Here is a 12217-nt window from a genome sequence, read left to right as displayed (position 1 = left end):
GAGCCGGGCTTGCCCGCGATGGGGGCGTCACAGGCGCAACACACTTCAGCGCCTGATCAGCTTCTCCCGCACCAACCCTGCTGCCTGCGGATCCAGTTCCAGCAACACCTGCTGCTTGCCCGCAATCCCCACCGCCGCCGGCAATCCATCCCGATACACCAGCCGATTACCGCTCAACGCAGGCACCTTGCCACCCGGCAACAATGTGCCCACCAGGTTCAGCGGATCCGCCCCACACACGGCAATCAAGCTTCCATCGTGGGGCCGCCGCCGAACTTCCCGCAGCAGCGGAATCGCTTCCGGCAATGCAAACTGTTCCCCCGCCAAACCACTCACAAACCGCCCACCGCGAATTTCGCCCCGGGCTTCCAGGCGATGGAACGTGCGCAGCAATTCCCGCCAACTGGGCAGCCAGTCCGCCTCGCGCTCCAGCAGGCGCCAGAACACCACGCCGTATCGCCGCAGCAAGGTCATCGCCACATGCTCCAGCGTCTCGGCCGAGTGAGCCCCCGGACGTGTGCCATCCGCCACCGGCGCCCGCCGTACCAGGGCCCAACGCCCGGCATCGTCCATCCCGCCTACAAACGCGCCACGCCCGCGCCGACTGCTGCGGGCCTGGCGTTTGCTCGCGGGTGTGGTCAGGGCGCGCAGGCCAGCGAAGCTGTCGGCGTTCGCCAGCCCGGCGCCCACCAATTCCTGCAAGGCGGTTTCCAGTTCGGTGCGCAGCAGATGGGCTTCATGAATCAGTTCATCGAAAAACAGCGCGCCGTTTTCCCGCAGTGCCTGATGGACTTTCTGTGCCTTGGGCGACAGCTCGGCGCTGTCCGGCGCGTCGGTCAATCCGCTCCACAAAGGCACCTGGCTGCGGGGCAACAGCACCACCGGCGTGCTACGCAAGGCCGTCGCGCCAGCCTTGTTGCTCAGGCGTGTCCACACCACCTTGCCGCTGCGGCACAAATCGTCCAGCCAGTGGGGCGCGTAATCCTTGATCCGCGCACTGAGCAAATCGCTGTCCCAGGCCGATGTGGCTGCGGCATACCCTTCGAACTGCGCGACGATCTGCGGCAACACCGCGCTGCCCTGGCCACGGGTGCCCTCCGACAGGTGCTGCCAGTCGAACAGAAACCGCATGAAATCCTGCAACGCCACCGGCTCGATTTCCCGGCGCAGGCGCTTGACCGTGTAGCGGTGAATGCGCGCCAGCAGGTGGCGTTCGCACCATTGTTCGTCGCTGGCGCCGGGGCTGAAACGGCCGCGCAGTACGTAGCCTTCGCTTTCCAGCCGCGCAAGTGCCTGTGATACGTCTGCCACCGGCAAGGCCAGGGGCGCGGCGATCTCGATCAGGGTCAATGGGCCAAAACCGGTCAGGCGCGCCCGCAGAACTTCCACCAAGGCTTCATCGAAGGTCCAGGGCTCATCGAAACCGGGTAGCAGCGGCAGGTCATTTGGATAGATCGCCTTTAAGCAACTCAAGCGCTCCAGGGCGACCCAAACGGCTTGGTCGGCACCGACCTGCAATCGGCTGGCGCGCCCACCGTCGGCCAGGGCTTGCAGCCATTCGGCCCATTGCGGCGCAACTTCCGATTCAGCGATGCACGCCAGACTCATCAACGCTTCATGCATTTCGTCCAGGCCGTTGGGCGCCGGCCAGGCTTCCTCGCACACACCGGCAATTGCTTCGGCGTCCAGCGCACCGAGGTCGTCGGTGCTTTGCGGGTCGCTCCAGCGGCGGTTGAGCACGGCCTGGGTACGACGCTCTTCCAGCGGTGCATCATCGAGAAAGGTGTAGGGGCGCGCGCTGAGAATCTCCGCCGCCAGTGGTGACGGCGCCGGCAGGTCGCGGCTGATCAGGCGAATCTCTCCGCGCTCCATGCGCCGCAGCAGGGCCAGCCAGCCTTCGCTGTCCATGGCTTCGTGCAGGCAATCATCGAGGGTTTGCTCCACCAGCGGATGCTCGGGCACTTCCCGCTCGCCGGCGAGGTTTTCCAGGCAGGCGATCTGGTCCGGGAACACACTGGCGATCAGGTCTTCACTCTTCATGCGCTGGATCTGCGGCGCCACTTTGCGCCCGCCGGTATAACGCGGCAGCGCCAGGGCCACCCCGGCATTCCAGCGCCAGCGCACGCCGAACAGCGGTGCATCCAGAACCGCCTGAATCAGGATATGCTCGGCGGTGTTGCTGTTCAGGTAGCGCCATACCTCATCCAGCTCAAAGCTGTGGCTGGTGGAGAGTGACAACACGATCGCATCTTCGCTGGCGGCGGCTTGCAGTTCGAAGTTGAAGGTGCGGCAAAAACGCTTGCGCAACGCCAGGCCCCAGGCGCGGTTGATGCGACTGCCGAACGGCGTGTGGATGATCAATTGGGTGCCGCCGGACTCGTCGAAAAACCGCTCCATGATCAGCGTGTCCTGGGACGGCAGCGCGCTCAACGCCAGCCGCGCCCGCGCCAGGTAATCCACCAGCTGTTCGGCGCTGGCCAGGTTCAAACCGAGGGTGCCGGTGAGCCAGTCGAGCGCCGTTTGCAGCTTGCCGGGCGTGGCCCCCAGCAGCTCGTCCAGTTGCCCATGCAGGCGCGCCACGGCAAACGACAACTCGGCACTGCGCCCCGGTGCCTCACCGAGCCAGAACGGAATGGTCGGCGGTTGGCCGTGGGCATCCTCGACCCGCACTTTGCCGGCTTCCACCCGCAGGATTCGGTACGACGTGTTGCCCAACTGGAAAATATCCCCGGCGATGCTTTCCACCGCGAAGTCTTCGTTGACGCTGCCGATGTTCAGGCTTTGCGGCTCCAGCAGCACGCTGTAGTCGGCGTTGTCGGGGATGGTGCCGCCGCTGGTCACGGCGGTGAGCTTGGCGCCCCGCCGGCCGCGCAGGGTGCGGGTGATGGCGTCGCGGTGCAGGTAGGCGCTGCGGATGCCCTGGCGGCCGTTGTAGCCCTCGGCGAGCATCTGTAGCAGCGCCTGATAGTGACGTTCATCCAGTTCGGCGTAGGGTGAGGCGCGGCGGACCAGCGCGAGCAGGGCCTGTTCCTGCCATTCCTGGCAGCTGACTTCGGCGATGATCTGCTGGGCCAGCACATCCAGCGGCGCGACCGGGATCAGCAAGGTGTCCAGCTCGCCCCGGCGCACGCAGTCGAGGAGGGCGGCGCATTCGATCAGGTCGTCGCGGGTGGTGGCGAACAACCGGCCTTTGGGCGTGCCGCCGACCTGATGCCCGGAGCGTCCGACCCGTTGCAGGAAACCGTTGATCGAGCCGGGCGAGCTGATCTGGCACACCAGATCAACATCGCCAATATCAATCCCCAGCTCCAGCGACGCGGTGGCGATCAGCACTTGCAACTCGCCGGCCTTGAGCCGTTGTTCGGCGTCCAGGCGCAGTTCCTTGGCGAGGCTGCCGTGGTGGGCGGCGACGGCGGTTTTGCCCAGGCGCTCGCTCAAGTGCCGCGCCAGGCGTTCGGCCAGGCGCCGAGTGTTGACGAAAATCAGCGTGGTGCGGTGTTGTTTGGCCAGTTCGGCGAGGCGGTCGTAGACCAGCTCCCACACGTCGTTGGCCATGACCGCCGACAGTGGCACCGGCGGTACTTCGATATCCAGATCCCGTGGGCGCGCGTGGCCGATGTCGACGATCTCGCAAGGCCGGTCGGTACCCACCAGAAAGCGCGACACCGCCTCGATGGGCTTTTGCGTGGCCGACAGGCCTATGCGGGTCAGCGGTTCGCTGCACAAACCCTGCAAGCGCTCCAGCGTCAGGGCCAGGTGGCTGCCGCGTTTGCTAGCGGCGATGGCGTGGATTTCGTCGACGATCACCGTACGAATACTGGCGAGCATCTGCCGGCCGGAATCCGAGCCCAGCAGTACATAAAGCGATTCTGGCGTGGTGACCAGGATATGCGGCGGGTGCTTGCGCATCAGGGCGCGGTCTTTCTGTGGGGTGTCGCCGGTACGCACGGCGGTGCGGATCGCCAGCGGCGGCAGGCCCAGGCGCTGCAGGTGGTCGGTGATACCAGCCAGCGGGTTTTGCAGGTTGATCTGGATATCGTTGGACAATGCCTTGAGCGGCGAGACGTAGACCACCAGCGTCTGATCTGGCAGTTGGCCGCCATTGGCCAGGCCTTGGTGTACAAGGTCGTCCAGCACCGCGAGAAAGGCGGTCAGGGTCTTGCCGGAGCCGGTGGGCGCGGCAATCAGCGTCGAGCGTCGCTCGCGGATCAGCGGCCACGCCCGGGCCTGGGCGGTGGTCACCGACGGGAACGTACTGCGGAACCAGGCGCTGACGGCGGGGTGAAAACCGTTCAAGACCGTGTCCGTTGATTCTGGAAGGTTCATACCCAATTTATGCGGCCAGCCCCGGCAACTTGCAACCCCGCACTTTATAAGTGACGGTTGCGCTACAAACCCGCAAAATGCAACGATTCTGGCAAATGCCAACGGCATGGCTCACAAGCCTGTCGATAATAACCATCGTTCCAAACAGACCGGGCCTGCTCAATCTATGCGAATGCGCCTTATGTTACTGGGCGGCGGGAATGCCCTCGGGCAGGCGCTGATTCGCCTCGGTGCGGAGGAAGACATCGGTTTCCTCGCCCCGCGTCCGCCCCAAGACGGCTGGGATGCCGCGAGCCTCACGCAACTGCTCGACGACACCCGTCCCGATGCCTTGATCAATCTCGCCTATTACTTCGACTGGTTCCAGGCGGAGACGGTCAGCGAAACGCGTCTGGCTGCCCAGGAATATGCGATCGAGCGCCTGGCGGAACTGTGCCAGCACCACAGCATCACTTTGCTGCAACCGTCCAGCTACCGGGTGTTCGATGGCTCCCGCGCCACCGCCTACAGCGAAAAAGACGAACCCGTGCCCTTGGGACTGCGGGGCCAGGCGTTGTGGCGCATCGAGCAGAGCGTACGCGCCACCTGTCCGCAGCACGTGCTGCTGCGTTTTGGCTGGCTGCTGGATGACAGCGTCGACGGCACCCTCGGACGCTTCCTGGCCCGTGCCGAAAAACCTGACGAACTGCTGATGGCCGACGACCGCCGGGGCAACCCGACGCCGGTAGACGATGCTGCGCGGGTGATCATTTCGGTGCTCAAGCAACTCGATTGCGCCGCGCCGTTGTGGGGCACTTATCACTATGCCGGCCACGAAGCGACCACCCCGCTGGCGCTGGGGCAGGCGATCCTGACCGAAGCGCGCAACTTCCACCCGCTGGCCGTGGAAGCGCCGACCGCCCAGGCCCACGCCGCCCGTCCGGATGCCGCCGATGAACCGCAACACGCGGTGCTGGCCTGCAAGAAAATCCTCCACACCTTCGGCATCAAGCCACGGGCATGGCGGGCCGGGTTGCCGGCGTTGCTCGACCGGTTCTACCGACACGGTCAAACATAAAAAAGGCGCCTGCAACAGGCGCCTTTTTTGCGGCGGTGTCCGGACGGATTCGGTTGATACGTGTTGGCCAGACGGGGGGCGGCACGGCATACGAAAAATTTGAAACCTTTGGTGCGCCCGGTCATCCATGCCAATAGGGATTGATTGTGCTTACGGCTCGTTCAGCAAAAGCAAAAGTCTGCATTCAGAAGAAGACTTCGCCCATCTCGTCATGGGCAGCCTAAAAGAGGAGCCCTACCCATCATGGCAACACATTCTCCGGTGAATGGTTCGCCGCCTCCTCACAATGATGTGTATGAGGAGGCGCACGACCTGCAGTTCGCTTTGAGTACCGCCGGGCTTGGTATATGGCGCCTGGATTTGACGACGGGTGAGCTGAAGACCTCGGCCACTTGCCGCCTCAACTTCGGACTCGAACCACAGATACCGTTCAGTTATGAACACATGCAGCGCTTGGTGCATGCCGAAGACAAGCGCCGAGTGGCCGAAGCGTGGGATCGCTCGATCGCTCAACGTGGCGACTACGACGTTCACTACCGCGTCATCACGCCACTCGGTGAAACTCGCTGGCTGCACGTGCGCGCGAGACCCCGTTATGCCGATGATGGTCTGCCCGTCGCGATGACGGGGACCGCTCAGGATGTGAGCCAGGAAAAATTACCTCAGCCGCAAAAGATGGACGCGCTGGGGCGGGTAACAGGCCGAGTGGCGCATGACTTTAACAATCTGCTGACGGTGATCCGTTCTTCAGCGGATCTGTTGAAGCGTCCTTCAGCATCAGAAGAGCGGCGGCTGCGCCTGGTGGAAGCCATTTCCGAGGCGGTGGAGCGTGGTTCTCATTTCACCAGTCAATTGCTGTGCTTCGCTGGCAGGCAAGCCCTGCATCCCGCATCGCTGGATATCAATTCAAGCACGTTGGCCATGGCCGATACGATTGCTGTGCGAGTAGGGGCAGGCATCAACGTACGCATCGAGTCCACAGCAGTACCCTGCGTTGTAAACGTTGACCCAGGACAGTTCGAAGCCGCCATTCTCAATATGGTCATGAACGCCCGAGACGCCATGATGGATAAGGGGGAGCTGGTCATCCGTGTTGAGTCGATGGACCTTATCCCTGCGTCCCATGGCTATCCCCTTATCAAGGGGCGTTTCGTTGCCGTGTCCATCACAGACAATGGCTCGGGTATCGCTCCGTTCAGCCTCGATAGAATCTTTGAACCGTTTTTCTCCACCAAAGGCAAAGGCCAGAGAACCGGGCTGGGGCTCAGTCAGGTATTGGGGTTTGCCAAACAGTCGGGGGGAGAGATCAGGGTCGAGAGTCATCTGGGGCAGGGAAGTACGTTCACGCTCTATTTGCCCCGCCCTTGAACTGGATGAGCGGATAGCCCGATTGCGCAAATGGAGTTAGCATCGTAAACCTTCGGCTTAAGAGCCTGTTGTTCACATCAGGGTTGCATTGTGGAAAAGCTAAATCGCCTTCAAAGCGGAATAGAAGGGCTGGATGCTCTGCTCAAGGGCGGGCTAGTCGCAGGTGCCTCCTACATTATCCAGGGGCGCCCAGGATCCGGTAAAACCATCCTCGCCAATCAACTGGGGTTTAATCATGCGCGCAACGGGGGCCGTGTACTGGTGGCCACGTTGCTGGCTGAGTCCCACGACCGTTTATTTCAATTCCTCTCGACCCTGAACTTCTTTGATGTTTCCCGGGTGGGAGCTGAAATTCAGTTCGTCAGTGCGTTTGACACCCTTGAGAACGACGGTCTCGATGAAGTGGTCAAGCTGCTTCGGCGTGAGATCAGTCGTCAGAAGGCCACCGTGTTAGTGGTCGACGGCTTGCTTAATGCGCGCTCCAAGGCTGACTCGCCCATCGACACCAAGAAATTCATTTCCGAGCTGCAAGGCCACGCCGCGTTCGCCGGTTGTACGGTGTTGTTTCTCACCAGTTCCCGGTTGGACGACGGCAGTCCTGAGCACACCATGGTTGATGGTGTGATTGAGATGGGCGAGGAGCTTCACGGCAGCCGTTCAGTGCGCCGTATTCAACTGCGCAAGACTCGCGGCAGTGGTGCACTGACCGGATTGCACGAGTGTGAAATTACCGACGATGGCCTGGTGGTTTATCCGCGTCTGGAAAGCCTCTACAGCCATCCATCGTTACCTGACAGTGCCGACCTGACGCGTATCACCAGCGGCATCGGTTCGCTGGACGCCATCATCGGCGGTGGCCTGCACAGTTCTTCCGTTACGCTCGTCATGGGGCCTTCCGGCGTCGGGAAAACCACGTTGGGGCTCCGGTTTCTCGCAGAGTCGACAGTGGAAGCGCCGGGCCTGCATTTCGGTTTTTATGAAAGCCCGCAGCGGTTACGTCTCAAAGGCCAATCGCTGGGGATTGATATCAAGGGTATGGAAGAAAGTGGTGCGCTGAGTATTGCCTGGCAACCCACGACAGAAGGCCTGCTCGACGGTCTCGGCGCACGACTGCTGAAAATGGTTGAGGAAAAGGGCATCAAGCGCCTGTTCATCGACAGCTTGAGCGGCATGACTCGAGTGTCGACGAACCCGGCACGTATCACTGATTTCTACAGCGCGCTGATGAGCGAGCTTCGTGCCCGTGGCGTAACGGTGTTTGCCTCGTGGGAGATGCGTGACGTTTTTGGTTCGGAGGTCAGTTCTCCGACCCCGGACCTGTCCAGTATTGTCGACAACCTGCTGCTGATGCGCTTCTTCGAGATTCAATCTGAACTAAGAAGAATGCTTTCGATTCTTAAGGTACGAGATAGCTTCTACGATCCTTCGCTTCTTGAAGTGGTAATCCATGAAAACGGCGTTGACCTGAAGAAGGCATCAAGAAATGCATTGGCTGTCTCTAATGATTCTTCGCTGCCGGGCTCAACGTCCAAAGTCTCTGATTCGGGTTGAACTGACATGACCACCATCCTGGTCGTCGACGACGAGTATTTGATCGCTGACATTCTCGGCTATGCGCTGGAGGATGAGGGGTACATGGTCGTAAAAGCGAGCAATGGCCAGAAAGGACTCGAGGTCCTGGAGCGCGAGCGGCCAGCGTTGATCATCACCGACTTCATGATGCCGGTCATGGATGGCCAGGAGTTTGCCGAAGCTGTCCGCGCGCTACCGGCTGTCAATCACTTGCCCATCATCCTGATCAGCGGAGCCCAAGCTCATATTGGTATGGAGCGGTCGGACTTGTTCAATGCGGTGTTGAAAAAGCCGTTCAACATTGACTTGGTCATCGCTGAAGTTCGCCAACTCCTGGCTGAAGCCTGATTCGCAGCACACGGGCGTGTGCCTGGCCTCTGATTGGCGCTTGCCTCCATGGAAAGCCTCACAAAAAAGGCCCTGTAAAACAGGGCCTTGGGTAGAACCTAGAACTTGTAGCCAATACCGACCATGTACACCATCGGGTCAACATCCACATTGACCTTGGCCCGAGTGCCCTGGCCCAGCGCGTTGTTATCCACAGTGGCCTTGGTGCTGATGTCGATGTAGCGCGCCTGGGCGTTGATCATCCACTTGTCATTGATCATGTAGTCCGCACCGATCTGCGCGGCCCAACCCCAGGAGTTTTCCGCCTTGAAGTTGCTGAAACCGGCCTCTTGGGCGCGACCGCCGACGTGTTCGTCGTAGATCCAGGTGTAGTTGATACCGGCGCCGATGTACGGTTGGAATACCGACTTGCTGTCCAGCGGGTAGTACACGACGCTCAGGGTCGGCGGCAGGTGTTTCAGCGAGCCGAGCTTGCCGTTGGCTGGCGCCAGGGCGGTGTTCTTGATTTTCACATCATGTTCGAACGGCGTGGCCGCCAGCAGTTCGATACCCCAGTGGCTGGTCAACATGTAGGCGAAGTTCAAGCCCAGTTGAGTGTCGCTGCTCATGGTCGCCTTGCCGCCCAGGTTGGTCCCGGCCAGCGGGCCCTGGTCAACCTTGACACTGCTGCTGTCCGCTTTCGGGTTGACGGTGATAGCACCGGCGCGAATCAGGATGTCGCCGGCTTCGTGAGCATGGGCAACGGGGGCGACGAGGGCGAGCGCGACAAGCGACGCGCCGAGCAGGGACTTGTTCATGGGAGCTCCAGAGGACGTTATTAATTGCTTGTGTCCAATGGTAAAGATCATAACGATCGAGCCTTTGACTCAGCTCAATGAAAGCGCAATCACGGGTTATTCCTGCAACTCGTATACGTAGATCTTGTCGGCCTCCATCTGGTAGCCGGCGTCGGCCAGTTCGCTGCTGGACGGTTTGACCTGCATCTGGCCTTCGATCCAGTACGGCTGATACAACTCGTCGAGCTTCACGCCGACTTCGCTTTTGACATGCACGATCTGGTTCGACGGCGGTGGCGGTACATGGATGCACGCGCCGAAATACGGCACCAGCAGGAACTCCGTGGTGCGACCTTCCTCGCTGACTTCCAGCGGCACGATATAGCCCGGCAGGCGGATGTGCTTACCGTCCAGGCTTTGTACGACTGGCGCGTTGGGCAGGTCCTGCTTGGCGGCCGGTGCAGACTCCACCGACAACGCATCAGCCATGCCCGACAAGTCGTGCAGCGGTTTCATGTTGGGGATTTCCGGCGGTGCATCCGGCGGGATCATCTCCTGCCACGACAGGTCCTTGGGCTGGTCTTCAGCCCAGGCAGGCAGGGTCACCAGCAGTAACAGCGCAAGCACGACGCGACGCATCAACAGCTTCCTCATAAACGTATCGACAGGCCGTCGGCCAACGATTGCCGGTAGGCACGCCAGGCCGGCACGCTGCCCATCAGCAAGGCTGCGACGAGAATACCGCCGAGCAGGGTCCATTCATATTCGCTCGGCAATGACAGCGGCAGGTCCAGGCCGTAATTGGCCTGCAAATACCCGCGCGACGCGGCGATGCACACATACAGCAACCCGACACCGGCAATCACGCCGGACAGCGCCAGGGCGAAGGCTTCGAAGATCAGCAACGTCGCGATATGCCAAGGCCGCGCGCCCACCGAACGCAGGATCGCCATTTCCCGGCGGCGCTCGTTGAGGCTGGTGAGGATCGCGGTGAGCATGCCGATCAAGCCGGTCAGCACCACGAACAGCGAGATCACGAACAGCGCTTTTTCAGCGGTGCCCATCATGCTCCACAACTCTTGCAGGGCCACGCCCGGCAGGATCGCCAGCATTGGCTCGCCACGGAATTCGTTGATCTCCCGTTGCAGGGCGAAGGTGGAGATCTTGTTGTTCAAGCCGAGCATGAACGCGGTGATGGCTTGGGGCGTCAGGTCCATGTTGCGGGCCTGGTCGGCGCTGATCCGGCCTTTGCCCTGGGCGGGTACGCCGTTGTGCCAGTCGATGTGAATCGCTTCCATGCCACCGAGGCTGATGTGCAGCGTGCGGTCCACCGGGGTACCGGTGCGCTTGAGGATGCCGACCACGGTGAACGGCTTGTCATCGTGCTTGACCAGACTGACCACCGCCACGCCGTGGGCCAGCACCAGCTTGTCGCCCAGCTTGTAATGCAGGGCATCGGCCACTTCGGCGCCGAGCACCACTTCGAATGGATCGGTGGCGAAGGCGCGACCACTGGCAAGTTCGAGGTTCTGCCGGCGCCCGTATTGATAGTGTTCGAAATAGGATTCGTTGGTGCCCATCACGCGGTAGCCGCGGTGGGAGTCGCCGAGGGAAATCGGGATTGCCCATTTCACCTGCGGGTTGGCGGCGAAGTGTTCGTAGCTGTCCCAGCGAATATTGTTGGTGGCGTTGCCGATGCGGAACACCGAATACAGCAGCAAATTCACCGAGCCGGAGCGCGCGCCGACGATCAGGTCGGTACCGCTGATGGTGCTGGCGAAGCTGGCGCGGGCTTCGGTGCGTACCCGCTCCACCGCCAGCAACAGGCACACCGAGAGGGCGATGGCGAAGGCGGTGAGGATCGCGGTAAAGCGGCGGTTAGCCAGGCTGGCCATGGCTAGTCGAAACAAATACATCTCAAACCTCTGCGGGCGTGGCGGCGCGATTGAGTTCGGCCAGCGACAGGTTGCGGTCGAACAGCGGCGCCAGGCTCTGGTCATGGCTGACGAACAACAGGCTGGCGCCTGCTTCGCGGCATTCGGCGAACAACAACTGAATGAAGGCTTCCCGGGCGTCGTAGTCCAGGGCTGAAGTCGGTTCGTCGGCGATCACCAGTTCCGGCTGGCCGATCAACGCGCGGGCGGCGGCCACCCGCTGTTGTTGGCCGATGGAGAGCGAGTCGGCGCGGCGTTCCAGCAGGTTCTTGTCCTTGAGGCCCAAGTGGGCCAGCAAGGTCGCGGCGGCCTGGTCGACGCTGCCGTGGCGCTGGATTGCCCGTAGCGCCCGCAGCTTGGAAAAGTGGCAGGGCAACTCGACGTTTTCGCGCACCGAGAGAAACGGCAGCAGGTTGAACTGCTGGAAGATGTAGCCGGTGTGGTCGACACGGAAGCGGTCGCGGGCGCCGGCCGAGAGTTCGGTCAGCTCCTGGCCCAGCAGGCGAATACTGCCGCGACTGGGCTTTTGCACACCGCCCAGCAGGCCCAGCAGGGTGGTCTTGCCACTGCCGCTGGGGCCCTTGAGGAACAGGGTTTCCCCCGGCTCCAGGCGAAACGTCGGGATGTCCAGCAACTGTGGGTGACCCGGCCAGTTGAAGCCCAGGTCAGACAGTTCGATAAGTGCTTGGGTCATAGGGAAGTCAGTGGTCTGGCTCGATTTGGATGATGACACTGATCAACTGTAGGAGCTGGCTTGCCTGCGATGCAGACGCCGCGGTGCTCCAGAAACACCGCGGCGATGCCGTCGCAGGCAAGCCAGCTCCCACATTAACCGG

At 61.7% G+C, this 12217-nt stretch carries 9 protein-coding genes; 4 read left to right on the top strand and 5 right to left on the bottom strand.

The genetic code is table 11. From position 1 onward, the window contains the following. Window positions 1-45: 45 nt before the first annotated feature. Window positions 46-4326: a DEAD/DEAH box helicase gene (locus K0H47_RS01395; protein ID WP_219271795.1), complete on the bottom strand. Its 4281-nt coding sequence runs from the start codon at window positions 4324-4326 to the stop codon at window positions 46-48. A 166-nt stretch (window positions 4327-4492) separates the two neighbouring features. On the opposite strand from K0H47_RS01395, the gene K0H47_RS01390 reads away from it, so the two are divergent. The 4 genes from K0H47_RS01390 to K0H47_RS01375 all read left to right on the top strand — a co-directional run bounded on the left by K0H47_RS01390 (window position 4493) and on the right by K0H47_RS01375 (window position 8671). Continuing rightward, entirely contained in the window at window positions 4493-5383 is an 891-nt protein-coding gene (locus K0H47_RS01390; RefSeq protein ID WP_008436463.1) for a sugar nucleotide-binding protein, read from the top strand. Between the two features lie 243 nt (window positions 5384-5626). After that, window positions 5627-6751: an ATP-binding protein gene (locus K0H47_RS01385; RefSeq protein ID WP_219271793.1), complete on the top strand. Its 1125-nt coding sequence runs from the start codon at window positions 5627-5629 to the stop codon at window positions 6749-6751. A 90-nt stretch (window positions 6752-6841) separates the two neighbouring features. After that, window positions 6842-8302: an ATPase domain-containing protein gene (locus K0H47_RS01380; protein WP_063026842.1), complete on the top strand. Its 1461-nt coding sequence runs from the start codon at window positions 6842-6844 to the stop codon at window positions 8300-8302. A 6-nt stretch (window positions 8303-8308) separates the two neighbouring features. Continuing rightward, on the top strand, window positions 8309-8671 hold the full coding sequence (locus K0H47_RS01375) for a response regulator (RefSeq protein ID WP_063026844.1): 363 nt from the start codon (window positions 8309-8311) through the stop codon (window positions 8669-8671). A gap of 98 nt (window positions 8672-8769) precedes the next feature. On the opposite strand, the gene K0H47_RS01370 is transcribed toward K0H47_RS01375, so the two are convergent. From K0H47_RS01370 to K0H47_RS01355, 4 genes are all read right to left on the bottom strand, one after another. Continuing rightward, a complete protein-coding gene (locus K0H47_RS01370) occupies window positions 8770-9468 on the bottom strand; it encodes an OmpW family protein (protein ID WP_063026846.1) in 699 nt (232 codons plus the stop codon). A 96-nt stretch (window positions 9469-9564) separates the two neighbouring features. Then, a complete protein-coding gene (locus K0H47_RS01365) occupies window positions 9565-10086 on the bottom strand; it encodes a DUF3299 domain-containing protein (protein ID WP_063026848.1) in 522 nt (173 codons plus the stop codon). An 11-nt stretch (window positions 10087-10097) separates the two neighbouring features. After that, window positions 10098-11363 carry an ABC transporter permease gene (locus tag K0H47_RS01360; RefSeq protein ID WP_003210004.1) on the bottom strand — a complete coding sequence of 422 codons (1266 nt, stop codon included), beginning with the start codon at window positions 11361-11363 and terminating at the stop codon, window positions 10098-10100. 1 nt (window position 11364) lies between these two features. Further along, on the bottom strand, window positions 11365-12075 hold the full coding sequence (locus tag K0H47_RS01355) for an ABC transporter ATP-binding protein (protein WP_063026852.1): 711 nt from the start codon (window positions 12073-12075) through the stop codon (window positions 11365-11367). Window positions 12076-12217: the final 142 nt, after the last annotated feature.

This window comes from Pseudomonas sp. Xaverov 83 (genome assembly GCF_019352905.1).
In the GTDB taxonomy this organism is placed as follows: domain Bacteria; phylum Pseudomonadota; class Gammaproteobacteria; order Pseudomonadales; family Pseudomonadaceae; genus Aquipseudomonas; species Aquipseudomonas yamanorum.
This window is presented reverse-complemented; position numbering and strand designations above follow the sequence as displayed.

Excerpts from the sequence above, each read along its gene's own strand:
- K0H47_RS01395 (WP_219271795.1), bottom strand. The coding sequence starts at position 4,326 with ATGAACCTTCCAGAATCAACGGACACGGTCTTGAACGGTTTTCACCCC.
- K0H47_RS01375 (WP_063026844.1), top strand. The coding sequence starts at position 8,309 with ATGACCACCATCCTGGTCGTCGACGACGAGTATTTGATCGCTGACATT.
- K0H47_RS01355 (WP_063026852.1), bottom strand. The coding sequence starts at position 12,075 with ATGACCCAAGCACTTATCGAACTGTCTGACCTGGGCTTCAACTGGCCG.
- K0H47_RS01360 (WP_003210004.1), bottom strand. The coding sequence starts at position 11,363 with ATGTATTTGTTTCGACTAGCCATGGCCAGCCTGGCTAACCGCCGCTTT.
- K0H47_RS01370 (WP_063026846.1), bottom strand. The coding sequence starts at position 9,468 with ATGAACAAGTCCCTGCTCGGCGCGTCGCTTGTCGCGCTCGCCCTCGTC.
- K0H47_RS01385 (WP_219271793.1), top strand. The coding sequence starts at position 5,627 with ATGGCAACACATTCTCCGGTGAATGGTTCGCCGCCTCCTCACAATGAT.
- K0H47_RS01390 (WP_008436463.1), top strand. The coding sequence starts at position 4,493 with ATGCGAATGCGCCTTATGTTACTGGGCGGCGGGAATGCCCTCGGGCAG.
- K0H47_RS01365 (WP_063026848.1), bottom strand. The coding sequence starts at position 10,086 with ATGCGTCGCGTCGTGCTTGCGCTGTTACTGCTGGTGACCCTGCCTGCC.